The organism is Streptomyces sp. NPDC034111 (genome assembly GCF_055575375.1).
The window spans coordinates 817,218-843,141 of record NZ_JBVIST010000001.1; the positions used below are offsets into that span (position 1 = coordinate 817,218).

The following is a 25,924-nucleotide window of genomic DNA, read 5'->3' on the forward strand; positions in this document are numbered from 1 at the left end:
ACACGGGCGCCTCACTCCTCATACGACCTGGTGGAGCCAGCGCACGGGCGCTTCACTCCTCATACGACCTGGTGGAGCCAGCGCACGGGGGCGCCCTCGCCGGCGTACCGGAAGGGCTCCAGTTCGTCGTCCCAGGGCTTGCCGAGGAGCTTGGCGACCTCGGCGGCCAGTTCGGTCTCGCCGCGCGCGGAGCGGGCGACGGCGGCGCGCAGCCGGTCCTCGGGGATGAGGATGTCGCCGTGGATGCCCGTGACGGCGTGGAAGATGCCCAGGTCGGGGGTGGAGCTGTAGCGCTCGCCCTCGGCGGTGGAGCAGGGTTCCGCGGTCACCTCGAAGCGCAGCAGGTGCCAGCCGCGCAGCGCGGAGGCGAGCTTGGAGGCGGTACCGGCCTCGCCCTGCCAGGAGAACTCGGCTCTCCAGGTGCCCGGCGCCGCCGGCTGGCGGATCCAGTCGAGATTGACGCGCACGCCGAGGACGCCCGCCACGGCCCATTCGACGTGCGGGCACAGCGCGCGCGGAGCGGAGTGGACGTACAGAACTCCACGTGTCGTCACCGGGACCTCCAGTGCGGTTCGAGGTTCGCCTTCCCCAGCGGCCTCGTGCCCGTTCCGGTTGCGGCCGGGACAGTTGTCATTCTGCCCCAGTGATCACTTCGGCACCAGCATGCGAGGTGACCTACAGTAAACACCATTAGGCGGAATTTGCCGCAAAAGGGACAGGAAATGACGTGATGTAATTTGTCTGTGCCGACTGCACTTGTCACTTTGGGTTACCGTCCGCCAGGCACGGGGCAAAGCTACCCCGCGGTGACGGTCAGGGGGTGACGTACCGTCGGTACCCGAAGAGATATCACTCGCACGCCGGAGGGGACAGGGGATGACGCAGATCGATCGGCCCTTTCGGCTCCCGAACGGCCGCTTCGGCCACCGATTCTCACGCACCGTCACCGCCGCTACCGCGCTGCTGATCGCCCTCACTGCCTGTAGTGCGGACGGTACAGCCGGCCCGCACTCCGGCGCGTCGGCCAAGCGGCACGCCAAACAGGGCCCCGTCTGGCGCACCGACCCCGGCTCGATCGCGGCGCTCGGCGATTCGATCACCGTCGGCTTCGACGCCTGCAAGGTCCTCTCCGAGTGCCCCGCGGTCTCCTGGGCCACCGGCACCGACCCCAAGGTCGACAGCCTCGCCCGACGGCTGGTCAAAAGCCCTGCCACACACAGCTGGAACTTCGCCAAGACCGGCGCCCTGATCAGCGATCTGCCCGACCAGGTCGCCTCCGCCGTCGCGCAGAAGCCCGAGCTGGTCACGGTGCTGATCGGCGCCAATGACGCCTGCCGGCCCAACGTGGCCGCGATGACCCTGAAGGCCGCCTTCCGCGCCGACTTCGCACGGTCCCTGAAGTCTCTGCGGCGCGCCCTGCCGCACACCCAGGTGTATGTCGCGGCGGTGCCCGACCTGCTGCGGCTGTGGTCCGAAGGGCGCAAGAACCCGCTCGGCAAGGAAGTCTGGAAGCTGGGGATCTGCGGGTCGATGCTGCGCGATCCGGACGATCTGACGAAGTCGGCGCAGGACCGCCGGGCAGCGGTACGCGACCGGGTCATGGCGTACAACGCGGCGCTGGCGCAGGAGTGCGGCAAGGACCCGCTGTGCCGGTTCGACGGCTCGGTCTTCGACTACCGCTTCACCGGACGGCAGTTGAGCACCTGGGACTGGTTCCATCCGGGCGCCGGCGGCCAGAAGGAGCTGGCGGAGCTGGCGTTCCGCACCATCACCCGTAAGGAGTCGTAGGAAACGGGCCGGTAGCCGGGCGCGGGGTCCGGACGGTGGGCGGCACGGCCGCGGGCATAGGGTCGCGGTCATGAACACGCAGGTCAGCAGGGAACCCTTCGGCACGCTGGACGACGGCAGCCGGATCGACCGCTGGACCCTGGAGACCGGCCCGGGGCCGGGCGCCCTACGGGTCCGGATCCTGACCTACGGCGGGATCGTCCAGAGCATCGAGGCCCCCGACCGGGACGGGACGCCGGCGCAACTGGCGCTGGGCTTCGCCGATGTCGCGTCGTACGCCGCGCACGGCGGGTCGTACTTCGGTGCGCTCGTCGGGCGGTACGCCAACCGGATCGCCGGGGCGTCCTTCGCCCTCGACGGCAGGACGTATGCGCTGACGCCCAATGACGGACGCAACAGCCTGCACGGCGGGCCGCGCGGCTTCTCCCGGATGGTGTGGGACGCCCGGCCGGTGGCGGGCGGGGTGACGCTGCACCGGGTCAGCCCGGACGGTGAGGAGGGCTTCCCCGGCAATCTGGACGTCCAGGTGACGTACACGCTGGCGGCCCTTCCTGACGGTGGAGCACTGCGGATCGACTACCGGGCGCGGACCGACGCCCCGACGGTCGTCAACCTCACCAACCACACCTATCTCAACCTGGGCGGGGACGGCAGCGGCAGCGCCACCGGGCACCGGCTGCGGCTGGCGGCGTCCCGCTACACGCCCTTCGACGCGACCGGCATTCCGGTGCCGGGCGGGCCCGTCGAGGTCGCCGGTACCCGGTTCGACTTCCGGGCGGCGCGTGCGGTGGGCGGTGGCTACGACCACAACTTCGCGCTCGACGGCGGGGTGACCGAGGAGCCGCGGGTGGTCGCGGAGGTGTCCGATCCGCGCTCCGGCCGGGTGCTGAAGCTGGCCACCACCGAGCCCGGTCTACAGCTGTACACCGCGGACCACCTCGATGGCTCGCTGACCGGCCTCTCAGGGGTCCCCTACGGACCGGCGGCCGGTCTCGCCCTGGAGACGCAGCACTTCCCGGACTCCCCGCACCGCCCGGAATTTCCCGGCACGACACTGCGGCCTGGCGAGCGCTACCGCTCCACGACCGTGTACGGATTCTCGGTCCGGCCCCGGAGTGCGGCGGGCGCCTGAGTACGAGCCCCTTAGGGGCGAGTCATACCGTGCGGTGACGACAAGGTCATCCCCTGCGGCGACGACCGGGCGGCGCCGGAGGCCGAAGATGGTCGTGATCGGTTCGTTCCGCTCCGACTCGTTGCCTGCCCCGGGAGAAAAATCGCCATGGCCCGCCTCCGCGCTCCTCATCTCGCTCTGTCCTGTGCGGTGTTGACCGTGCTGGTGACCGGCTGCTCGCTGTCCGGATTCGGCCCGACGAAGGAGGCGGAGCGTACGTACACGGTCGACGGCAAGGTGACCGCGCTGTCGGCGACGACGCACGGCGGCAACATCGAAGTGGTGCCGGTCGACGCCGGTGGATCGGTCAAGGTGCGGGAGAAGTACAGATACAACGACCGCAAGCCCACTCCCGCGCACGGACTCAAGGACGGCCGGCTGACGCTCAAGGCCGAGGACTGCGGTATGGGGCGCAAGTGCGAGGTGGACTACCGGGTGCTGCTGCCGCGTGATGCCTCGGTCGATCTGCACACCAGCGGCGGGGACGTCACGATCCGTGGCACCGCGGGCCGGATCACCGCCGAGACCAGCGGCGGCGACATCACCGTCACGGACTCCACGGCCCGTGCGACGAAGGTGAAGACCAGCGGCGGGGATGTGGATGTCGCGCTGACCTCGGCGCCGGACGAGGTCTCGGGGCGGACCAGCGGAGGCAATGTCACCATCCGTCTGCCGAAGGGCTCCTACGCGGTGGATGCCTCGACGAGCGGCGGCACCAGCAAGGTCTCCGTGCCGAGGGACCCGCAGTCCCCGCACAAGGTGACGGCGCGGACGAGCGGCGGGAATGTGTCGGTGGTGACCTCATGACGGCAGTGACCTCATGACGGGGGTGGGCTTGTCATGAAGGGGGTGCGGGGGCTGCGGGGGCGCGCCCGGACGGGAGCGCGCCCGGGCACGTCAGCCGACGGTGAGCTCCGCGGTCAGCCTGCGATCGGCGAGGCTGTGCGCCGCCTCGACGGTGTAGACACCCTTGATCCGGCGCCAGCCGCCGTCCTCCTCTTCCCAGACCGCGAACGCGCGGTCCGGGAGCGGGATCTCGGCCTCGGCGCTCTCACCGGGCCCGGCCTCGACGACGGCGAAGCCGGCCAGCCAGCGGGCCGGCCGCTCAGGTGCATCCGGGGCGGCGTCCGGCGTCGGCGCCAGATAGATCTGGATGACCTCCCGGCCGGGCCGCTCCCCCGCATTGCGCACCCGGACCCGCACCGAGTCGGGGGTGGTGTCCAGCGACTCGTACTCCCAGTCGGTGTAGCCCAGGCCGTGGCCGAAGGGGTACGCGGGGGCCGCCGCGTCCGGCCAGCCGCGGTAGCCGATGAACACGCCCTCGGCGTAGGGGAGTTGGCCGTCGGTCGGGGTGACGGTGGTGACCGGGGCGTCCTCGATGCGGGCCGGCCAGGTGGTGGGGAGCCGGCCGCCCGGTTCGTGCACACCGAGCAGGACGTCCGCCAGCGCCGCCCCGCCCTCCTGGCCGGGGAACCAACTCAGCATGACGGCCGGGACCTGCGCGCGCCACGGCAGCTCCACCGGCGAGCCGGAGTTGACGACCACGACGGTGTACGGATTGGCCTCGGCGACCCGGGTCACCAGCTCGTCCTGGCGGCCGGGCAGCCGCAGGTCGCTGCGGTCGAAGCCCTCGGACTCGACCTCCTCGGTGGTGCCGACGACGACGATCGCGACATCGGCGGCGGCCGCGGCGCGGACCGCCTCCTCGATCCCGGCAGTGGGGTCGGGCTGCGGCTCGCTGTGGCCGAGGGTGAAGTACAGCGCCTGCGGTGCCGTCCCGGGGCTGCGGCCGAACGGGACGCACCGCAGCCGTACTTCGACGCTCTCCCCCGCCGTCAGCTCCGCCGTCACCCGCCGCTCGGCGGGGTGCAGCAAGGCCTCGAAGGGGTCGTTGCCGTCCGGCGTGCAGCTGTCCTCGAAGAGGACCGCACCGCCGACGGTCAGCCACAGCTCGCCGGTGCCGGCGACGGCGAAGGTGTGGCTGCCGGTGGTCCGCGGGGTGTAACTGCCGGTCAGCTCGACGGCGGCGAGGTTCTGCCGGGTGACGCCCGCAGGAAAGCCGCCCATCACCCGCACCTCACCGTCGAACTGCGGTTTCTCGGCGAGCAGTTGACCGTCCGCGGCGAGATAGCGGGCGCGCAGGGCGAAGCCTTCGCGGGCGTACGGGATCCGGGTGCGCGGATCGGCACCCGCCGCGAAGGTGACCTCGATGTCCTCGGGCAGCGCGGCGCGCAGACCCTCCAGAGGGGAGACGAGGGTGTCGGGGAAAGCGGTGGCGGACCCGCCGCCGAGGGCCCGTGCGTCGCGTGCGCTCGCCCCGATGACGGCGATACGGCGCAGAGCCGTGGCGTCGAGGGGCAGCGCCCGCCGCGCATCACCGACAGGCTCGTTGCGCAGCAGGACGAAGGACCGCCGGGCGATCTCACGGGCCACCGCCCGCCCGTCGATCCCCCCGGGGACCTCGGCCGGGTCAACGGCGGCCGGCACCCCCGCCAGGCATCCCGTACGGGCCGCGAGCAGCAGCACCCTGCGCACCGCGTCGTCCACCTCGGCCTCGGACACCGCGCCCGCGCGGACGGCCTCGGCGAGCGGCGCGCCATAGACCGTTCGGGGCCCGGGCATCGCGAGATCCAGGCCGCCGCGCAGTGCGCGCACGGTGTCACGGGCCGCCGTCCAGTCGGAGACATTGCAGCCGTCGAAGCCCCATTCGCCGCGCAGGACCTCGTTGACGAGCGGGTGATGCTCGGTCATCGTCGTGCCGTTGACCTGGTTGTAGGCGGTCATGACGGCCCAGGGGCGGGCGTGGTGGACGATGTGCTCGAAGGGCGCCAGATACAGCTCGCGCAGCGGGCGGGGGGCGATGCGGTTGTCGACGGTGAACCGTTCGGTCTCCGCGTCATTGCCGACGAAGTGCTTGACGGTGGCGCCGACGCCGCCCTCCTGGACGCCGCGTACATATCCGGCGCCGATCACGCCGGTGAGCAGCGGATCTTCGGCATAGCACTCGAAGTGGCGGCCGCCCAGCGGTGAGCGGTGCAGATTGACGGTCGGCGCGAGGAGGACATGTACGCCCTTGCGGCGGGCTTCCTGGGCGAGGAGATGACCGGCCCTGCGCGCCAGTTCGGGGTCCCAGGTCGCTGCCAGCGCCGTGGGGCTGGGCAGTACGACCGAGGGGTCCGCTGCGCTCCACTCCTGGCCCCTGACGCCTACCGGGCCGTCCGACATCACCAGTGAGCGCAGTCCGATCCCGGAGACGGCCGGCAGCGTCCACATGTCCTGGCCGGACAACAGCCGGGCCTTGGTGTCGAGATCGAGTGCGGCAAGCGCCCGCTCGACCGCCACGGAGTGGTCGTGCGCACGGTCGTCCGCGCGGTCGGGGCCGGCCGGTCCGGGCGGGCCGAACCGACAGGCCTGGCCGCCGGCGCGGTGGGGCCCTTGGCGCCCGTATGCGTCGCGGGTGGGGTCGTGGGGCTGATCGTCGGTCATACGCTCTCCGGTGCTCCCTGCGTGGTCATACGGGCCCCCGATCCGGATTCTCGCCCTCCGCCTCCCGGCCGGTAGGCGTCGTTACGTTTCCGATACACCAGCCGTACGGGATCTCCACTCGGGGTTACGCTCGCCCGGTGACTGCACGAGACCAGGACGCACCCGGCGGCAGACGGCCGGGACCGCGGCGCGGCGGTGGCGGACGGCAGGTCCAGCGCGCCGAGCGGCGGGAGGCCATCCTGGAGGCCGCCATGGAGCTCATCTCCGAGCGGGGCTACCGCCGTACCTCGCTCGCGGCGGTCGCCGAGCGCGCCGGGCTGACCCAGCAGGGGCTGCTGCACCACTTCCCGACGAAGGAGCTGCTGCTGGTCGGCGTTCTGGAGGCCCGCGACCGCTGGGATCTGGCCTCGGCCGTCGCGACGTCCGGGGCCCGGCGTACCGACACCCTCGCCGATCTCGTCGAGTACAACGCCACCCGTCCCGGCATCGTGCAGACCTACACCGTGCTGTCCGCCGACAGCGTCACCGAGGACCACCCCGCCCGCGCGTTCTTCGAGTCCCGCTTCCGCTCCGTACGCGCCTCGATGGCCGCGGCGCTGCGGGCCGAATACGGCGAACGGCTGCCCGGCGGCCTGACTCCGGAGCGTGCGGCGCCGCTGCTGGTCGCGGTGATGGACGGGCTGCAACTCCAGTGGCTGCTGGACCCGCAGAACGTGGCCATGCCCGCGGCGTTCCGGGACTTCCTGACGCTGCTGGGCGACGGCGAGGAACGAGCCGGCGGACGGGACGAGGAACGCTCCGGCGAACGGGAGGCAGAACGCTCCGGGGAGCGGTACGGGGGACCGGACGGAGCGCGTACCCCGGACGAAGCCCGGGACGAGGCCCGGGCGGACGAGCCGGGCGAGGACTGACCCCGCCCGCCCTACCGGAGGGGCGAGAGGCAGGACGCCGTCATCCCGTCCGGGCTGTACTTGGTGGCGGCGAGCCGATCGCCGTCCGCACAGTGCATCTTCGACGTGTCGAGCCTGAGGGTCACCTTGAACTCGGCGTCGGCCGCTCCACAGTCCACGGTCTCCAGGTCCTGGTCGGCCCAGTCGCCGTCGTTGCGCACGCAGTCACCGACGGCGAGCGGCGAGGCCTTCTCGATGTCGAGGCCGGAGCCGCCGGCCTTCTGATCGCCCACCAGCAGGCCGATGACGAGCAGAACGGGCAGCGCCAGCGCCACGAGCGCCATCGGGATCAGGAACAGCAGGGCCTCGGGGCGGCGCAGCAGCGACCTGCCCGGGTCGAGCGAGGGCCGGAAGCCGCCCACCGGGGCGGCCAGTTTGCGGAAGCGGGACCGGGGGCCGAGGTTCAGCAGCAGGGTGAGCGGGGTGATGGCCACGGACAGCGGGCTCCACCAGCCCTGCCACAGGGTCCTCGCGGACATCTCGCGATAGGTGGCCAGTCCGCAGGAGCGGCAGAACAGTCCGCTCCTGCTGAGGAACCGCATCATGATGAGGATGCCCTGGTGCCCGCGCACGGTCGCCTGTACGGCGGGCTGGGCGCCGCACAACTGGCAGCCGGGGGCGGCCGGGTGGAGCTGGGGGTGCGGCTGCTGGGCGTAGGCGTACGGGCCCGGGGCAGGGGCCGGCGCCGCGCCCGGGTGCCCCTGTACGGGGGCGTACGGGCCGGCCGGCTGCTGGGCGTACGGCCCCACGGGCGGTTGCGCAGAAGGCTGGGCGGGCGGCGGAGCGTACGGCTGGCCGTACGGCGGGGCGTACGGGTAAGGGCCTTGTGTGGGTGGCGGAGTGGCCACAGGAATTCCCCCCGAGTTTCCTGGAAAGTGCCGGGCGCGACGGCGCACCGAACCAGCCACCCTAGCCGTGGACCCGGACAGCCTTCGCTGCACCCTCTACCGCCCCACGCGCCACACCGCTTTACTCCCCCCATGACTCGTATATCCGCCAAACCGGCCGCCCTCGCGCTGGCGCTGATCACCGCCGTCCCGCTGGCCCTGACGACTCCGGCCACCGCCGCCGCCACGCCCGCGACGCCGGATGTCACGGTCGAGGAGGGGCGGCTGACGCAGGCCGCGCCCCAGGAGATCCTGCGGCGCAGTGGATTCGACGACCGGGCACCGGAGTTCGGGCGCGGGCTGACGCGGGTGACCACGTACCCGGAGGCCCGGCGCTATGTGATGGGCGAGGGGCGGGCACTGTGGCGGCGGGCGGTGGACCGGGCGCAGGGCCGCGGGCCCACCGGCGGTGATCTGAGCCGGGACGACGACCGACCGCTGTACTGGGCCCGGCTGGGGATGACGAAGGAACTGCGGCAGTGGCAGCCGGACTTCGGGCTCACCCCCGCCCAGCGCAACGCCCTCCTCGGCTCTTTGGAGCGTTCCTCGCGCGGACAGGACTCGATCGAGCTGCCCTCAGGGAAGCGAACCCTGCGGATCGTGGTGACCGGCTTCGACCCCTTCCAGCTGGACGCCGATCCGCGGCGGAGCAATCCGTCCGGGGCGGCGGCGCTGGCGCTGGACGGGACGACGGTACGGACCGCTTCGGGGCGGCCGGCCCGGATCGAGGCGGCGGTCTTCCCCGTACGGTGGGCCGACTTCGCGGCGGGCACCGTGGAGCGCACGCTGCTGCCGCACTTCCGTACGGGCCCGCGGCAGGTGGATCTGTTCACGACGATCAGCCAGGGGCGGCCGGGGCGGTTCGACGTCGAGCGGACCAACGGGGCCTGGCGGGGCGGCTACCCCGACAACGCACAGGAGTCCCGCACCGAGGTCGTGCCGATACCTGCGGGGGTACCGACCGTGACGCCGCAGCCGCAGTGGACGACCACCAGCCTGCCGTACGCACGGATCGTGGCGGCCGGCACCGGGCCGTACCAGGTGGTCGACCACACCGCCGTCACCGAGATCCCGGCGGGCGGCACCGAACCGGTCGAGCGGCCGGACGGCCCGACACCGGGGTCGACGGCGCGGGCCGGGGGCGGCGGGGACTATCTGTCCAACGAGATCGCCTACCGGGCCACGCTCCTACGGGACGCGGTGCGGCGGCCGGCGCTCCCGGGCGGCCATCTGCACACGCCGGTCCTGGAGTTCGGCCCCGACAACACCGACCCGGAGAACGGCCGGATCACCGACCCCGTCTTCGTACGGAACCGGGTCGCGATCACCGGGCAGGTACGGGCGATCGTGACGGTGGCGGCCGGTGAGGTTGTCCACAAGGCGGTTATCCACAGGCCCGCACGCGGCGCGGGAGATCCGGGCATCATGGGCGAATGATCATTACTGCCGCACAGTTCAGCTCCGCACCGGGCGACATCGACGCCAACGCCGCGCGGATGGCCGCCCTCATCACCGAGGCCGCCGGGCGCGGTGCGGCTCTGGTGGTCTTCTCCGAACTCGCGCTGACGCACTACGACCTGCGACTGATAGCGGCCGACCCGGTGGGCATGACGGTCACGGAGGACGACGCCCGGCTGGCACCCGTCCGGGAGGCGTGCCGGGCGACCGGAACCGCGGCGGTGGTGAACGCGGCGGCCCGCGCCGCCGACGGCCGGAGCACGCCGACCATCACGTCCTTCGTGTACGGGCCGGACGGCGCCCTGCTCACCCGTTACGACAAGATCCATGTGACCGAGGAGGAGAGCAAGGTCTTCGCGCCGGGCGCCGCCGACGGCCGCTTCACCCTGGGCGGGATCCGCTTCGCGCTGGCGACGTGCTTCGACAACTCCTTCCCCGACGTGCCGGCGCGGGCCGCGGCGGACGGCTGCCGGGTGTATCTCTCCAGCGCCTTCCACGATGCGCCGGAGCGGATGGCGCGCTATGCGGAACTGGCGCGGGAGAACGGCCTGCACGTACTGCTCGCCAACGGCACGGAGGTCGGCAGTCCCGGCCCGGCGTGCGGGCTGAGCGGGGCCTGGCTGCCGTCCGGGGAGCGGGTGGCGGCGGCCGCCGAGTGGCGCGAGGCGGTGCCGGGCGGCGGTGCGGAGCTGGTGCTGAGCGATGTCCGCGACCGGATCACGCTGATGTCCGACCCGGCGGTGGCGGCGGTCCCGGTCAAGGAGTGCGGTGAACCGCTGCTGGACGTACGGTCCGCCACGCCCGCCCTGCTGGTGGCCACGGACCGGCACGAACCGACCGGCGCCTTTGCGCAGCTGCGGGAGGGGGTGCTGCGGCGCCTTCAGACGGCACAGGAGTCGCTGCCGGACGGGTTGCGGCTCCAGTTCGTCGAGGGCTACCGGCCGCCGGCGCTGCAACGCCGCTACTTCGAGGAGTACGCCGACACACTGCACGCCGCGCACCCCGGCCTGGAGGCCTCGCTGATCCACGAGGCCGCCAGCCGCTATGTGTCGCCGCCCGACATCGCACCGCACAGCGCGGGCGCCGCGGTGGACCTCACACTCGTCACCGCGGACGGCGGATATGTCGACATGGGGACCCCGATCAACGCCTCACCGGAGGAAAGTGATGGCGCCTGCTACACCGCCGCCCCCGATCTGACGCCCACCGCCCGCGCCAACCGCCGGATACTGAGCGCCGCGCTGACCGCGGCCGGCCTGGTCAACTACCCGACCGAGTGGTGTTCCCAGTCAAGTTCTTGTGTTCAGCTTCTGAGCGCGTAGAGGTCCTTCGCTCGACCCACTCTGGCTGATTGCTTCCCGCATATCCTTCCAGCGTGCAGCGGACCTCCCTGAACCTCATCGACACGGATGCGGCTCTCAACCTTGCCGGTCCGGACGCCGAAGTCTTCCCGGTGCCCGGTGCGATCGTTGTAGTCGGCAACTCCTCAACGGTGATCATCGCCAACCCGGGTGATGACCCAGAGGTCAGCGGGGTGTGGAACGCTCAGGAGTTCCGCCTTGTCGGCCCGGCACCCGCCCCAGTCGTGTCAGGTCTCATGGGGCCCATGCCGTTCACGACTACGGGGACCCCACCGGAGCCGCTCGTTCACCTCTTCGTCCGGCTCGACGACGGATGTATCCACCTTGGCGTAGTGCGGGTCGCGATGTGCGAGGCCAGCGAGGGCGTACTCATCCGCTGCCGCTTGCGAATCAGCCCGCCGCTGAGCCGCGCAAGCCTTGACTGTGTCCGGCCACCGACCACGCCACCGCTTCTCCCCGCTCTGGACTGGCTCGGTGACGTCCACACGGACCCGGGTCGGGCCCTTGAGCGCTTCGTCACTGGTTGGTACCCGGCGACCAGCACGCAGGAGCCGGCCGCCGACATACCCCGTTCCATACCGTGGGCACTGGCAGACTTCTATCGACTGGCCGCACGTCGACCGGCCATTCTCGGTAGCCACAACCGCATCAAGCCGATCAACAAGGTCCATCCAGACAGCAGCGCGGAGCACCTGGTCTTCGGCGTCGAGTGCCAGGGCGGCTGGACGTGGTCGATCCCCTGGGAACCCGGCGGCAGCGACACCGATCCCACCGTCTGGTTCGAGGACAGCCACCCTGTGCCCGAGGAGGAACCCCTGAGCCGATTCCTCCTCCAGTTCGCCCTTGAGGAGGCCACGCTCTCGGCCGTCTACCAGGCCAGTTGCGACAACCTTCCCAGGCGCCTCCTTCCCGCACTCGAGAACTGCCTACAGCGCGTGCCCCTGCGGCCGTTCTTGTCGCCCGCCGACGCACCGACGGACTTCCTCGTCGCCCCTGGCCTCGTCGCCAGAGTCGGCCCCAGCTGGGACAACGGGAAGGTTGACATCTGGATCGGCGCCCAACACCGCAGCTCCCTGCAGGCTCTCAACCGGCTCGATATCCCCTGGCGGCACTTCGACGGGTGACGGCTCCCAAACGATCTGGAGTCAGGTCCGGAAGTCACCCTTCCTTCGGATGGAGGGGGACCACATTGTCCGCAGTCTCCCCCGTGTGTCTCTCCTTGCCCTGAAGGGTGAGGACGGCGTTGGCAAGCGCGAGTTGAGTGACTTGATGTCGGAGTGCCGTGATCTCGGCCTTCTGCGCGGTAATGGTTTCCTTCAAGTCGGACACAGTCTTGCGGAGCCGCTTTTCCGATTCGGGGAGTTGCTTCGTCTCGATGCGGACGCGCTCGTAGAACTCGTGCTTCAGGTCGGCATGGCGCTTCTGAAGAGCCATGCGGTGAACACCGGCCTCGGCCGCGAGGGCAACGACGGTCAGCGCGCCGTCGGAGGCCGTGGGCTGGCCAGCGAGGAGCCGATCGATAGCGGCCCGGATGCGCGTGCGTTCGTCGGTGGATTGCTCGGTCATGACAGGTCCTCGGCGGGTTGGGCGGTGGCGTGGTGAGTGTCGGCGTTGGCGCGGTACTGCTCGGCGGCGATGCGGAGGCGCCTGGCCAGCGGCTGAGGGGAGAGGGCCGCGAGTTTGTTGATGCGGACGCTCTCCTCCAGCAGTTCGGTCGCGTGGCTGTCAAGGCGGACGGCGTTCCCGCAGCCGGGGCGGCAGTCGAACTGGTTCGGGGCGGTTGCGTCGGGGCCTGGTTCGCAGAGCGCGTTGTCGCGTTTGAAGACGCAGATCAGCGAAGCGTCCGGGTTGTCGAAGAGGACCAGGCCGTCGCGGGCCAGGTAGTCGGCGGCCTGCTTGGCGAACTTCTGGGTGACGGTACGGCCCTCGAATCGTGGCGCCTGGACCGCGGCAGTGAGGGCTCGTCGGGCGGCGGGCCCGGAGATCTTCTCGCCGGCGGCGAGGCGGTCCCGCAGCCGCACGGCAGTGTCAGCGGCGGCCAGGGCGGTCTCGACATCGAGGACACTGTGGATGCCGCGGCGGCTTCGGCTGCCGTACCCGCTGGACGTACGGGCGTCGAGGACGGTGCGCATGTGGCCGTACTGGATCGCGAGCGCGATGAGTCCGCCGGGTCTGCGGGCGATGTGCCACGCCAGGGTCCGGCGGAACCGCCCGAGCCCGATGGCGCCGTGAGGGTCTTGAGGAACGCCCTGGTCCTGCAGTCCATGGAATTCGGTCTCCCGGTTGATCCAGGCGATGAAGTCCTCGATCCGCTGGTTCATACTGCTGTTCTTCAAGGCGCCGCCGCGCTGGCGGCCGCGGGCAAAGTCGTGATGGGCGGAACTGAAGAGCAGTTCGCCCTCGGGGACCATGCGTTCAAGGACTCGGATCGCGCGGACGACCGGTGTGATGGCGACCCAGGGGACCTCCCGTTCCTCACCGGCCGAGACGTGCTGGCCGTCGTCGTCGGCGACGTTCTTGTAGTGGTGACTGCGGATGAGGTGGCGGCCGCCGTCCTCAGGATCGGGGCAGCATCCGGACCGGAGACCTTGTACTTCCTGCGGCCGCATGCCGGTCAGGTAGAGGCAGACGATCATCGCGGCGGTGGCCAATTGACGCATCAAGGGCGTGACCTCGTTGAAATCGAGGTGCGCGCGCCAGGGCCTGCCGTTGATCTGCCCGGTCACCGGAACCGGGAGCGGGCAGGGCCCTGGCTGCAGCGTGCTGAGCTCATGGCGTTGTCGAAAGCCACTGACCTGGTTGACGCTGCAACCGACGGTGGCCGCGATGAATGTGCCGGCCAGGACAGTCTTGCCGCGCCACTCAGTGGTCGGCAGGCCCGTGCCCGCGGCGAGTCGCGGCAAGAGGTAGTCATCAAGCGCGGCCAGTCCTGCGGGCGAGCTCGGGTTGGTGGCGGCCAACTGCTGCATGCGGCGCCGTTCCACCCAGGCGGCCAGGATGTCGTCCGAGAGGTCGGCGACCATGCGGATCGCCCACATCAGTAGCGGGCTCACCACGCTCGGATCCAGCGGCTCAGTCGTGTTCTCGCCGGTGTCCTGCGGGGCGGCGGATGGCAGATAATCGTCGACGCCTTCCCGTTCCCAAGGTGGCTGCTCGACGCCGATCGGCTGAGTGCAGAGCTGGTCGAATGCCCACAGATCAGTGAGACGACTCAGAGTTACCTCGGCGTGGTGCCGGGTCGGATTGGTGCGGAAGCGGTCCGTGACGTAAGCAATCCAGTGGTCGTCGGTGCAGCCACGCAGATCTTTGACACCAGCGGTGTACAGCCAGCGGCCGAGCCGCATCCACTCGTAGCAGGTTTCCCGCATCTCATTGGCGGAGCCTCTGGCACGGGACCGAATCCCTCGGCTCTGGAGGTAGGTGGGTCGCAGCTGGCCGTTCAACAGAATCCAGGTCACCTGCTTGATCTGCCCCGTCATCGGATCAGGGCAGTTCCTCCAGTGGATCTTGATCAGGCTGGCGCCGGGACGGTCGATGAGCGGCCCGAGCAGCCAGACCGGCTCCTGGTAAAGACCGTTGGGGTTTGCGTTACCGGGGCTGATCCACCGAGGAAGGACGACCGGGCTGTCCGGGGTGGGGATCGGCAGCAGATAGGGGTCGCTCTCCGAGGCAAGAGGGAGGCTCATGAGGCAAGTTGTCCCTTCAGCAGGAGATCGACCAGGGTGCGGTCGGTGTCGCTGGCCCGTACCCGAGCGGCGGCCCAGGACGGGCGGCCGACCTTGTCCGCCAGGTCGTCGAGCCGCTGCCAGTGCTCGTACCAGCGCTGGTGCCATCTGTGTTCAGGCATCGCCGACCGCAGGCCCTGGATATGTTCGTGAAGGAGGGCGAGGCGGGGGTGGTGACCTGGGTGGACGTGTGCGTTAGGGCAGGCGAGGCAGAGCAGGAAGTCGGCTCCGCAGCCGCCGTCCTGGGCAGGCCATGGGGTGGTGGTCTCGTCCGCGCAGTCCGCGGTAGCGGTCTGCCCGTGGGCCAGGTCCGGACCTTGAGCAAGGTGGCCGCCAAAGAAGATCTTCTGCGCCTGGTCGAGAGCTTCGAGCGCGCCGTCCTCGAAGATCTGCTGCGAGGCTTGCCGGACTTTCTGGTCGGGCAGCACGTAGACGCTCTCGTGCGTCCCCTGCGTGTGCTGGAGAGGCTTACCCTCCCGAGTCACCGTTGTGCGTCGGATCTGGCGGAACGGCGAGCCGCTCAGCTTGTGTTCGATCGCCCAGGACTTTCCGTCGACACCCGAGACACCGAAGACGAGCGGGCCCACTGCCGGCGGACGGTCCATGTCCCTGCGTCCGCCCTTCTGCCGAACCACGCGGGCTGTCATCAACAGGTCTGTGCCTGGAACCATTTGCGCAGCCAGGAGTCGACCGTGGAGCGTGGCCTGCAGTGCATGCGTGATCAATCGCCCTGGCGAGCCGGCCCCGAAGTCGGTGATGTTCTCCGTGGAGAACCAGCGGCCGTTCCCGGCCCGACGCTTCTCGACCTTCACGTGGTAGGTCACGTTCGTGCTCTCCGCGACCGACGGGGCCCTGGTCGGGGCCGGCATACGGTCATAGACGGAGAGGTTCCAGCCGAAGCGATCGGTCAGCAGTACGGCCAGGGCTGTCAGCTCCGACGGGGTCAGGAACAGTCGGCCCCACGTGTGCTCGATGTCGCGGCCGCCCAGCAATCCGCGGTTGGTGATGGCTTGCCGACCACTCGGAAGATGCGTACGGGGCACGTCCCCGACACGAGCCACATGGTCCAGCGCTTCCCCGAGCCGCCAGTCATGGCTGCCCTCATCCAGGGCTCCCGCCCGCCACCTCTCCAGCAGTTCACTGTTCTCCCGGATCCTGAGCAAGGCAGCCCGGAACTGACGGCCTGCTGCCAGCAGCACGTGCTCGCGTTCCTCCTCGTCGTAGGACTTCCTGACGGGCTTCGGTGCGGGAACGCGGCGGGCCAGCTCCTCCGCGACCGACCCCTCGCTCAACCGCGGATCGTCGCGGAGCATCCGATGCACCACCCGCAGCGTGGTGCGGCCGGTGTTGGTGCTGATGTTCTGAAGCCGCCAGCGCTTGAGCGCCGCCGCGTCCAGTCCGGTCAAATCGTCGGGAAGGGTCTCGAGACCGGAGACGAAGTCGGCGAACACCTTCAGCCTGTTCCAGGCGGCTGTGGCGCTGTAATGGCTGGTCCACCTCCCCTGCTGGGAAGCGAACACCGTTGCCAGGGAGCGCTGCATCGGCTCCGGGACCGGCAGGTCGGAGAAGGCGAAGTCCTTCCCGTGGCCGGCCTTGTTGACGATGGTGACCACCAGGCCGTTTGCGGCAAGCGGTGGCTCCGCAGTGAAGTCGGTCGGCGGCAGGACCGCCCGACGGCCGCGGCGGCTCATCGACCGGCCACCGGCAGCCGGTCGACGATGACGTCGATGTCCTGGATCCCGGCCGACTCCTTTGCGAGCCGCGCGAACACGCCGTCGACGTTTTCGACTTTACGGTCGGGTTCGTCGTCCTCGGCTGTCGCCAGGATCGATTCGAGCTGCAGATGTGCGACCGGAGCCAGGTAATGACGCTTGGTCGTCTCGACGTCCGCGTGCCCGAGGAGGGTCTTGACCAGCCACCAGGGATCACCAAACAGCATCGCGAAATCCCGGCGGTCCTGCGCGGTCAATCCGAAGCGGGCCTCCATCAGCTGGTTCAGCACGATGAGCATGTACAGCGCGAAGGAGTGACGCGTGGAGTGCGGGGTCGCGTACGGAGTCCGGCCCCGGATTTCTGCGGCTCGGAGGTTCCGGCCCACTTCCCGCTCGGCGGGGGTCAACAGGACCTCTTCGCAGCGCAGGTTCGCCGTGGTGAACACCGTGTTCCAACGGTCGGGAAGCATCGGCAAGCCCTGCTCGGTCAGCCACAGCCACGCAGGTTCCGGCCCCTCCGGGCCTTCGAGGAACAGCCACTGCCGTTCCCGCCAGCCCAGATAGGTCAAGTACTGATGGCCCTCGACACCGTCTCGGTCCACCCAGAAGACTCGCGGTGCCCGGCCATGGGTCACTTTCGTGATCAGGCGCATCTGCGCAACCCGCTCGTAACGGCCCATCTGCTGAGCGCGTTTCACGGCCCAAGCGCGCTCCGACTGCACGTAGGTCTCGACCTGCCCCAGGGCGTCCAACGAGGTGTAGAAGGTACGGCCGTTCTTCGATCGGGTCACCGCCCCGGCGAGCTGGCCGTGCTGGTAGCGCCCGTGCTGCAACCGCTGAGCGGGCAGCTCGAACGTCAACAGCGATCCGCCTTCCTGTCGTCGAAGCCCCGAGCTCAAGGTGAACTGGACGAACGAGGTGTTACGGGCCTCGGTCCGCGCATCCCATCCCCAACTCGGCACCCCGTCGCGGCCGTGACCGCGCAGGCCGACGTCCGACCACAAACTCCACGTACGCGGTGTCAGCCACGACACCCGGGCACTGACCGAGTCAGCCGCACGGTCCTCCCGCCGGGACGCGTCCACCGGCCGCGGGCTCACCCTCGCCCACTTGAACAGGCGGGTGAAAGCGGCGGCCTCACGGTTCCATTTCGACCCGCTGATCCGCTCGGGATTCTGCGGAGCATCACAGCGCCAGGTCCTGTAGTTCAGCAAGTCCTGCTCGGAGGACCGGCGCCAGTCGATCCCACGCGAGGACAGGAATGTCAGGAGGATCCGAATGTCTGTGGCGTAGTTCCGCTTCGTCTCCCGCGCAAGGAAGCGGAAGTGCTTCGAGAGGACGAACTCCAACAAGTCGGGGTCGATGGTGAAATCTGGAGCGATGAAGACAGGATCACCCGGCAGCAAGCCGATCCGCTCGACCGCCGTCGGCAAGTCCTCGACCCCCAGCACTCCCGCTTCAGGAAGCGTCCCCCACCGGCCCGGGTCGGGCACCCACACCACATGCCACTCACTCACACTCGCTCCTCCCCTGATGCTTGAACACATCCAATCATCAGGGAAGTGGTGGCACTGGTCCTACGGCGACCGCTACTGGGCGCTGGCAACCGGCGCTGACCATGCTCTGTACGGCCCGAAGGAGTGGGAGGAGCAAGGAGCGGGAGGAGCGATGACGCCCGCGTAGCACGGGGCCTCAGTCCTGAGGGGCCTCCGGGGCCAGCAGCTCCAACTCCGCGCGCGTCGGGTACGAGGGCTGGGCACCCGGCTTGGTGACGGCCGCGGCGCCGACCCGTACGGCGAAGCGGGCCGCCTCGGGCAGCGAGTCGCCGCGCGCCAAGCGGGTGGCGAGGGCGCCGGTGAAGGCATCGCCGGCACCGGTGGTGTCCACGGCCTTGACCCGCACGCCGGGGACCTGGCCCGTTCCGGAGGCGTCCAGGACCAGCGCGCCGTCGCCGCCGAGGGTGACCACGACGGAGCGGGCACCCTGGTCGCGGAGCGCCTGCGCCCACTCGGCGGGCGTGCCGTCGGCGCGCCCGGAGAGCTGCCGCGCCTCATGCTCGTTGACCACCAACGGGTCTGCCACGGCGAGGAGTTCGGGTGCCAGCGCGGCCTCGGGGGCCGGCGAGGGGTTGAGGACGACGCGGGTGCCGGCCCGCTCGGCCGCCCCGGCGGCGGCCCGTACGGACTCCATGGGGATCTCCAGCTGGAGGGAGACCACCGATGAGGCGGCGATGACCTCCTTCGCCGCGGCCACGTCCTGCGGAGTGAGGGCGGCATTGGCGCCGGGCGAGACCACGATGCTGTTGTCGCCGTCCGGGTCAACGATGATCATCGCGGTGCCGGTGCGGGCCGCCTCGTCCACGATGACCGGAGTGACATCGGTGCCCGCCTCGCGCTGCGCGCTCAGCAGCAGTTCGCCGAAGGCATCCCCACCGACCCGCGCCAGCAGCGCGGTGCGCCCGCCGATCCGGGCAGCGGCAGCGGCCTGGTTGGCGCCTTTACCGCCGGCCGACTCGACCAGGTCCGTACCGCGCACGGTCTCCCCCGCGCCGGGCCGCCGCTCGACCCGTACCGTCAGATCCGCGTTGGCCGAGCCGACCACCAGGACGTCATACATGCGCCGTTCTCCCATATCCGGGCGTTGCGGCACGGTATCCGTGCGCCGCCGCCCTGCCGTTTCTTCTGCTCATCCGGTCTTGTCCGCCGACTCGTTCGCCGACTTGTCTGCGGACGAGACCGCAGTCTTGTCCGCGGTCTCGTCTGCGTCGTGTCTGCGTTCTTGTCCGCGTCGTGTCCGCGGTCCTGTCTGCGTTCTTGTGGGTCTTGTGGGTCTTGTCTGCGTCGCCTTGTCTGCGTCTTGTCCGCCGTCTTATCCGCCGTCGAACTTCGCGGCGTTCTCCGCCGTCACCAGCACCACCGGCACCTTGACCGACCGCGGCAGCTTCTCACCGCGGGAGGCCTTCAGCGCCCAGTCCACGGCCTGCTTGCCGAGGAGTTCCGGCTGCTGGGCGACGGTTGCGGTCAACGTGCCGCTGCGGACCGCCTTGACACCGTCCGGTGTGCCGTCGAAAGCCACCACCTTGACGTCCTTGCCCGAGCGGCCGCCCAGCGCCTTGGAGGCGCCGAGCGCCATCTCGTCATTGGCGGCGAACACCCCGGCGATATCGCGGTGCGCCTGGAGCATGTTGGACATCACGTCCATGCCCTTGGTGCGGTCGAAGTCCGCGGGCTGGCGAGCCACGACCTGGATACCGGGGTACCTCTTGATGCCCTCTTCGAAGCCCTGGCCGCGTTCGCGGGCGGCGGAGGTACCGGGCTGGCCCTCCAGGAAGACCACCTTGCCCTTGCCGCCGAGCGAGGTGGCCAGCGTCTTCGCGGCGAGCCGGCCGCCCGCGACATTGTCGGAGGCGATGGTCGAGCCGACCTTTCCGCCGTTGACGCCGCGGTCGATGGAGATGACCGGCACATCCGCCCGGTTGGCGACGCCGACGGCCGGGACGGCGGCGTCGGAGTCGACCGGGTTGATGATGGCGGCCTTGACGTTCTGGCTGGTGAACGTCTCCATCTGGTTGATCTGCTGGGTGGGGTCGTTCTGGGCGTCGGTGATGTTGAGGCGCAGTCCGCGGGCGTCCGCCTCGGCCTGTGCGCCTTTCTTGATGCCGACGAAGAACGGGTTGTTCATCGTGGACAGCGCGAGGCCCAGATCGGTGTTGCCGCCGCGGTCACAGCCCGCCAGTCCAAGAGCGACGGTCGCGGCCAGCCCGGCAGCGAACGATGCCTTGAGCCGGGCGGGCATACGGCCCCGGGCGCTCATCGCGCGCTCCGGCGGCGCAGCGTGTCCAGGAGCACCGCCAGCGCGATGACCAGGCCGGTGGCCACCTGCTGCCAGAACGCCGAGACGCTCAGCAGATTGAGGCCATTGCGCAGTACGGCGAGGATCAGCGCGCCGATCAGAGTGCCGGACGCCTTGCCGGAGCCGCCGGAGAGACTGGCCCCGCCGATCACCACGGCCGCGATCGCATCCAGCTCGTATCCAATGGCGGCCTGCGGCTGGGCGGATGTGAGCCGGGCCGCGAGCACGATGCCGGCAACCGCCGCGAACAGGCCGGACAGCGCATAGATGACCAGCTTGCGGCGCTTGACGTGGATGCCGGAGAGCCGGGCCGCCTCCTCGTTGCCGCCGATCGCGAACATGGCGCGTCCGGCGTACGTACGGGCCAGGATCAGTGCGGCGAGCAGCCCCATCACGATCATGACGAGAACAGGCACCGGCAGCCAGCCGCCGAGGGTGTCACCGAGCCGGCCGACCGACGTGGGGAAGGCGATCGGCGTACCGCCGGAGATGACCAGCGCCAGCCCGCGGCCTACGGACAGCATCGCCAACGTCGCGATGAAGGCGGGCAGTTTGCCGTATGCGACCAGTGCGCCGGAGACCAGCCCGGCCGCCACACCGACCGTCAGGCCGAGCAGTACCGCGATCCACACCGGCAGCCCCTGGTCGGTGGCCGCCCAGGCGACGACGATGGCGGCGAGCCCCGCGACCGAGCCGACCGACAGATCGATCCCGGCCGAGACGATCACAAAGGTGACGCCGAAGGCGAGGATCGCGGTGACCGACGCCTGGATACCGACGTTCAGGAGGTTCTGCCCGTTGAGGAAGTCCTTGGACAGCACCGCCATCACGACGACCAGGGCGATCAGGCCGCCGAGCGGGCCGTTCCTGAGAACCGCCCGGGAGAACCACTGTCCGGGGCCGTCCCGGTCCGGAGCCCGTACCACCGTCTCGGCGGCGGCTCCCGTCTTCACCTCAGCGGACATCGGAGCCCTCCATCGCGCTCTCGTGTGTGCCATTGCTCTTGGGGTCGGCGTCGGGGCCGGCATCGGGGTCGTCGTGGGGGCCGGCATCAGGGTTTCCGTGGGGGTCGGCGTCGGGGATTCCGTCCGGGGGCTGGAGCGCGAGCTCCATCACGGCGTCCTGGGTGGCCTCTTCGGCCGACAGCTCACCGGCCAGCCGGCCATGGGACATCACCAGCACCCGGTCGCTCATGCCGAGCACCTCGGGCAGATCACTGGAGATCATGAGCACCGCCCGGCCGGAAGCCGTCAGTTCATTGATGAGCCGGTAGATCTCGACCTTGGCGCCGACGTCGATACCGCGCGTGGGCTCGTCGAGGATCAGCAGCCTGGTGTCCGCCAGCAGCCACTTGCCGATGACGATCTTCTGCTGATTGCCGCCGGAGAGCGTACGGGCGGGCTGCCCCAGTCGGCTCATCCGTACCTTCAACTGCGCGGCGACGGCGGCCGCTTCGCGCCGCTGGGCACCCCGGTCCACCAGGCCGCCACGGGCGTCACGGTCGAGTCGTGCGAGGGTGAGGTTGTCCTGGAGGGACGCGTTCAGGACCAGGCCCTGCCCCTTACGGTCCTCCGGTACGAGGCCGAGCCCGGCGCGCATCGCAGCGCGTACATCGCCGCGGGCCAGCTGCTCGCCGTCGATCTCGACCGTACCGGCGTCATAGCGGTCCACACCGAAGATCGCCCGGACGACCTCGGTACGGCCGGCACCGACCAGCCCGGCCAGTCCCACGACTTCACCGGCCCGCACCTCGAAGTCGATGCCCTCGAAGACCGGACCGAGCAAGGCCCCGCTCCCGCCCTTCGTCCGGCTTCCCTGCCTCGTCGCGCTCCCGTTCTTCGGTCCGTTCCCGTCCTTCGTCCCGCTTCCCTGCCTCGTCGCGCTCCCGTCCTTCGGCCCGTTCCCGCTCTTCGTCCCGCTCGCGCTCTTCGTTCGCTTGCCGGCCCGCGCGCCGTGGCGGGTCAGACCGCGCACGCGCAGCAGAGGCGCACCCAGACCCTCGGGGCGCTGCCGCGGGTACTGCTCCGCGATGTCCCGGCCGACCATGAGGCGGATCAGCTCGTCCTCCTCCGTCGAGGCCGGTACCTCCGCGACGGAGCGGCCGTCGCACAGAACCGTGACCCGGTCGCCGAGCGCGCCGATCTCCTCCAGGTGGTGGGTGATGAAGACGATGCCGACGCCGGCGTCCCGCAGCTCGCGGACGATCGCGAAGAGGGTGTCGACCTCCTCGGACGTGAGCACCGCGGTCGGCTCGTCCATGATCAGGATGCGTGCGTCGAGGCTTAGCGCCTTGGCGATCTCGACCATCTGGAGGCGGGCGATGCCCAGTTCGGCGACCGGGGTGGTGGGCGAGACATCGAGACGTACCCGCGCCAGCAGCTCCGCGGCACGGGCGCGCATCGTCTTCCTGTCGACGAGGCCCAGGGCGTTACGGGGCTGACGGCCGAGGAAGATGTTCTCGGCGACGGTCAGCCCGGGGACGAGGTTGAACTCCTGGTAGATGGTGGCGATTCCGAGGCGCTCGGCGTCCTGCGCGGAACGGATCTGCACCTCGCGCAGGCCGCGGTGCGTGCCGTCTCCGCCACTGACGAGGAGGCGACCGCTGTCGGGGCGGTGGGCGCCGGAGAGCATCTTGACCAGGGTGCTCTTGCCCGCGCCGTTCTCGCCGAGCAGGACGTGCACCTCGCCGGAGCGCAGACTCAGATCGACCCCGTCGAGGGCGCGGACGCCCGGGAATGACTTCGTCACCCCCTCCACGCACAGCAGTTCGCGGCTGCTGCCCGGTACGTCGTCGTTGACGCCGGTCATGCGCTGCCCCTCTCTTCTCGGTGACGTGCTCGGGTCTTCTCGGTGACGTGGTCGGGGTTGCGGTTGGGGATGTGGTCGGGGACGTGGTGAGGGAGGTGATCGTGGATGTGGTCGGGGACGTGGTTGGGGAGGTGGTCGGGGACGTGGTCGTGGATGTGGTCGGGGAGTGCCGTGCCCGGCTGTCGGAACGGCTGTCGAGTCGGCTGGCCCGTCGTCGGCTGGCCGGTCGGTTCTCCGGGCGGCCCGTCGGCTCCAGACGGCCTTCTCAGGGGGCGGACGGTTCGCCGCAGGAGCGCCGGGTGAGGAGCCGGGCCGGCAGCAGCACCGATGCGGCGGGCCGGCCCTCGATCCGTTCCAGCAGGGTGCGTACGGCGGCCTGGCCCAGTTCGCGGGTGGGCTGGGCGATGGCGGTCAGCGGCGGATCGGTGTGGGCGAACCACGGCACGTCGTCGTAGACCACCAGCGCCATATCGTCAGGGACCCGCAGCCCTCGCGCACGGAGTTCGTCCATCGCTCCCAGCGCCATCAGGTTGTCGGTGGCCAGCACCGCGTCCGGCGGCTCGGGGAGGTCGAGGAAGCCGCTCATCACCCGGCGGCCGCCGGTGGGCTGGAGGTCGGGGGTGGCACCGACCCGTTCGTCGGGGAGTGCGATGCCGTGCTCGGCGAGTGCCGTGCGGAAGAGGGCGAGACGCTCGTCGCCGGTGGGGGTGCCGGCGGGGGCGACGATGATCGCGGGGCGGCGTCGGCCGAGGGCCGCGAGATGGGCGGCGAGAGCGGTGAGCGCGGCGCGGCCGTCGGCGCGTACGCAGGGGGCATCGACGCCGGGCACGGTGCGGTCCAGCAGCACCAGCGGGGTGCCGGAGGCGACGACCTCGCTGAGCATCGCCGAGCCGGTGCCGGCCGAGCTGACCAGCAAGCCGTCGATCCGGCGGTCGAGCAGGGTGCGGATGTAGTCGTCCTGCTGCTCGGGGCGCTCGCCGGCATTGCCGATGACCAGGCTGTATCCGAGGCTGCGGGCGGCGTCCTCGACGGCGTCGGCCAGCTCGGTGAAGAAGGGGTTGGTGAGATCGCTGATGATCAGCCCGAGCGCGCCGGTACGTGCGGTACGCAGTGCCCGGGCGACGTTGTTGGGGCGGTAGCCCAGCTCCCGTACGGCGGCGAGCACCCGCTCACGGGTCTCGGCGACCGGGCTGTGCCCGTTGAGCACCCGGGAGACCGTCGCGACGGAGACCCCCGCCCGCTCAGCCACATCTTTGATGTTCGCCATAGCACCGCCGCCGTTGCGTCGCTGTCCGTCTGCACGTCTGCACGTCGTCTGTCTGCACGCCTGTACGTGCCATCCGGCCACTCCACCGGAGGGATGTAATCGATTACGTGAGGAGTTCGTGAGGGCTACGAAATCGATTACACGGTGGGTGCGTCAAGGCGCCGCGAACGTTAGTTACCTACGTCACGCCCGCGCCCGGGGCACGGCGTGCGGCCTGATGCCCACGACACGGAACGCGAACCACACGGTTCGAGCTCCACATACCAATCGGGTCCACATACCGAGGCTGGCACCGCCTGGACAAGCCCGGGCACTCCCCCGTTGACCGCCCCGCCCAGATGGCGGGCACCGGCCGTGTCCGGACCTTGGGCCGCGCCCGATGGCTACCGGGCGAACTGACCCACACAAGCGACGATCGCCACAAACAGGCCCAGCACGCCGATCACGACCTGCCACCTATCAGGCGGGGCCCACCGGTCGCTCTCCTGCTCCGTGTTCTGATCGTCCATTGCTCCTCCTCGCTCCTCCGGACAGGCCCCAGAGGCCGGGGCCCCCGCCGGCAGGCCGCGCCGACGGAGCTGTGGGGAGGAACGCGGTGAAGCACCCCAAGATTAGCGCGAGTTGAGCCATGGGTTGAGGTTTTTCGGACGCCGGACATCGATCACGAACGCAGCCAGGGGCCGCACCCCATGACGGGATACGACCCCTGGTGTCGCCCCATGACCCAGCTGACTCGCCGCATCAGCCGCATCAGTCGCAGTCGGCCGCGTCAGCGGCGTTTCAGGCGATCCGGTGGGCCGGCCGGGTCAGCGGTGGATCAGGCGGCGACGGTGAGCTTGACGTCGATGTTGCCGCGGGTGGCGTTCGAGTACGGGCACACCTGGTGCGCCTTCTCCACCAGATCCTTGGCGGTGGCCGCGTCGACCTGAGGGATCGAGGCGGAGATCTCGACCGTGAGGCCGAAACCGCCGTCCGGGGTCTTGCCGATGCCGACCTTGGCGGTCACCCGGGAGCCGGAGACATCGACGTTCTCCCGGCGGGCGACGACGCTGAGCGCACCCTGGAAGCAGGCGCTGTAACCGGCCGCGAAAAGCTGCTCGGGGTTGGTGCCGGCGCCGCTGCCGCCCTGCTCCTTGGGCGGGTTGACGACGACGTCGAGCTTGCCGTCATCACTGGCGACCCGGCCGTCACGGCCGTTCTCCGCGGTGGCGACGGCGGTGTAGACGACATCGACGGTCTGGATGGACATGCCAAATCCTCCTGTGGTTCGCCGCGACTCGCGCCCACTCATCGCGACGGCTTGCCGCCGAGCCTAACGGGCACACGCAAGAGCCCATCGACGAGGCTCACCCCCACACCCCCCACCCCCACACCGCTCCCCCTCCCTCCCCACCCTTCCCGCCCCTCCCCCGCCACCGATTCCAGCCGGACCTTTCGCGCCGACTACGGGCCCCCCGAA

General features: G+C 70.3%; 18 protein-coding genes and 2 pseudogenes. 7 read left to right on the forward strand and 13 right to left on the reverse strand.

Features of this window, described 5'->3' with window-relative positions; all coding sequences use genetic code 11:
• Positions 1-59: 59 nt before the first annotated feature.
• On the reverse strand, positions 60-554 hold the full coding sequence (locus tag ACZ55A_RS03675; RefSeq protein ID WP_468832579.1) for a DUF3145 domain-containing protein: 495 nt from the start codon (positions 552-554) through the stop codon (positions 60-62).
• Positions 555-876: 322 nt separating this feature from the next.
• Between ACZ55A_RS03675 and ACZ55A_RS03680 the strand changes: the two genes are divergently transcribed.
• The 3 genes from ACZ55A_RS03680 (at position 877) to ACZ55A_RS03690 (ending at position 3,766) form a co-directional block, all read left to right on the forward strand.
• Entirely contained in the window at positions 877-1,788 is a 912-nt protein-coding gene (locus ACZ55A_RS03680; protein ID WP_468832583.1) for an SGNH/GDSL hydrolase family protein, read from the forward strand.
• A 70-nt stretch (positions 1,789-1,858) separates the two neighbouring features.
• Entirely contained in the window at positions 1,859-2,920 is a 1,062-nt protein-coding gene (locus ACZ55A_RS03685) for an aldose epimerase family protein (RefSeq protein WP_468832587.1), read from the forward strand.
• 147 nt (positions 2,921-3,067) lie between these two features.
• Positions 3,068-3,766, forward strand: coding sequence for a DUF4097 family beta strand repeat-containing protein (locus ACZ55A_RS03690; RefSeq protein WP_468832588.1), 699 nt, complete (start codon positions 3,068-3,070; stop codon positions 3,764-3,766).
• Between the two features lie 90 nt (positions 3,767-3,856).
• Here ACZ55A_RS03690 and ACZ55A_RS03695 read toward each other — a convergent pair whose 3' ends face one another.
• Positions 3,857-6,445: a beta-glucosidase gene (locus ACZ55A_RS03695; protein WP_468832589.1), complete on the reverse strand. Its 2,589-nt coding sequence runs from the start codon at positions 6,443-6,445 to the stop codon at positions 3,857-3,859.
• A gap of 137 nt (positions 6,446-6,582) precedes the next feature.
• Between ACZ55A_RS03695 and ACZ55A_RS03700 the strand changes: the two are divergent.
• Positions 6,583-7,206, forward strand: a pseudogene (locus ACZ55A_RS03700) (TetR family transcriptional regulator); the annotation flags it as partial.
• A 161-nt stretch (positions 7,207-7,367) separates the two neighbouring features.
• Here the strand turns inward: ACZ55A_RS03700 and ACZ55A_RS03705 are convergent.
• Positions 7,368-8,144: an LppU/SCO3897 family protein gene (locus ACZ55A_RS03705; RefSeq protein WP_468832590.1), complete on the reverse strand. Its 777-nt coding sequence runs from the start codon at positions 8,142-8,144 to the stop codon at positions 7,368-7,370.
• A 231-nt stretch (positions 8,145-8,375) separates the two neighbouring features.
• Between ACZ55A_RS03705 and ACZ55A_RS03710 the strand changes: the two genes are divergently transcribed.
• The 3 genes from ACZ55A_RS03710 to ACZ55A_RS03720 are packed head-to-tail and all read left to right on the forward strand — an operon-like array spanning position 8,376 to position 12,225.
• Positions 8,376-9,719, forward strand: a complete 1,344-nt coding sequence (locus ACZ55A_RS03710) for a pyroglutamyl peptidase (protein WP_468832593.1) — start codon at positions 8,376-8,378, stop codon at positions 9,717-9,719.
• Complete coding sequence (locus tag ACZ55A_RS03715; RefSeq protein ID WP_468832597.1) at positions 9,716-11,062, forward strand: nitrilase-related carbon-nitrogen hydrolase; 1,347 nt, start codon at positions 9,716-9,718, stop codon at positions 11,060-11,062. Before ACZ55A_RS03710 ends, ACZ55A_RS03715 begins: the two co-directional genes overlap by 4 nt.
• Positions 11,063-11,115: 53 nt before the next feature.
• On the forward strand, positions 11,116-12,225 hold the full coding sequence (locus ACZ55A_RS03720) for a hypothetical protein (protein WP_468832600.1): 1,110 nt from the start codon (positions 11,116-11,118) through the stop codon (positions 12,223-12,225).
• A gap of 34 nt (positions 12,226-12,259) precedes the next feature.
• Here the strand turns inward: ACZ55A_RS03720 and ACZ55A_RS03725 are convergent, their stop codons facing one another.
• The 10 genes and pseudogenes from ACZ55A_RS03725 to ACZ55A_RS03770 form a co-directional block, all read right to left on the reverse strand.
• Positions 12,260-12,667 (reverse strand): hypothetical protein, encoded by a 408-nt coding sequence (locus ACZ55A_RS03725; RefSeq protein ID WP_468832603.1) that lies wholly within the window; start codon positions 12,665-12,667, stop codon positions 12,260-12,262.
• Positions 12,664-14,787 (reverse strand): integrase, encoded by a 2,124-nt coding sequence (locus ACZ55A_RS03730; protein WP_468832605.1) that lies wholly within the window; start codon positions 14,785-14,787, stop codon positions 12,664-12,666. The genes ACZ55A_RS03725 and ACZ55A_RS03730 overlap by 4 nt, the downstream gene beginning before the upstream one ends.
• Positions 14,784-16,439 carry a hypothetical protein gene (locus ACZ55A_RS03735; protein WP_468832608.1) on the reverse strand — a complete coding sequence of 552 codons (1,656 nt, stop codon included), beginning with the start codon at positions 16,437-16,439 and terminating at the stop codon, positions 14,784-14,786. The genes ACZ55A_RS03730 and ACZ55A_RS03735 overlap by 4 nt, the downstream gene beginning before the upstream one ends.
• A 74-nt stretch (positions 16,440-16,513) precedes the next feature.
• The gene (locus ACZ55A_RS03740) at positions 16,514-18,055 is read right to left on the reverse strand and encodes an integrase (RefSeq protein ID WP_468832610.1); all 1,542 of its coding nucleotides are present in this window, start codon (positions 18,053-18,055) and stop codon (positions 16,514-16,516) included.
• Positions 18,056-18,230: 175 nt separating this feature from the next.
• Entirely contained in the window at positions 18,231-19,154 is a 924-nt protein-coding gene (rbsK, locus tag ACZ55A_RS03745; RefSeq protein WP_468832613.1) for a ribokinase, read from the reverse strand.
• Positions 19,155-19,406: 252 nt separating this feature from the next.
• Positions 19,407-21,355, reverse strand: a pseudogene (locus ACZ55A_RS03750) (ABC transporter permease/substrate-binding protein).
• The gene (locus ACZ55A_RS03755) at positions 21,345-23,198 is read right to left on the reverse strand and encodes a sugar ABC transporter ATP-binding protein (protein ID WP_468832617.1); all 1,854 of its coding nucleotides are present in this window, start codon (positions 23,196-23,198) and stop codon (positions 21,345-21,347) included. Before ACZ55A_RS03755 ends, ACZ55A_RS03750 begins: the two are co-directional and overlap by 11 nt.
• 265 nt (positions 23,199-23,463) lie before the next feature.
• Positions 23,464-24,465 (reverse strand): LacI family DNA-binding transcriptional regulator, encoded by a 1,002-nt coding sequence (locus ACZ55A_RS03760; protein WP_468832620.1) that lies wholly within the window; start codon positions 24,463-24,465, stop codon positions 23,464-23,466.
• Between the two features lie 383 nt (positions 24,466-24,848).
• Positions 24,849-24,974: a hypothetical protein gene (locus ACZ55A_RS03765; protein ID WP_468832624.1), complete on the reverse strand. Its 126-nt coding sequence runs from the start codon at positions 24,972-24,974 to the stop codon at positions 24,849-24,851.
• 308 nt (positions 24,975-25,282) lie between these two features.
• On the reverse strand, positions 25,283-25,714 hold the full coding sequence (locus tag ACZ55A_RS03770; RefSeq protein ID WP_468832629.1) for an organic hydroperoxide resistance protein: 432 nt from the start codon (positions 25,712-25,714) through the stop codon (positions 25,283-25,285).
• Positions 25,715-25,924 lie beyond the last annotated feature (210 nt).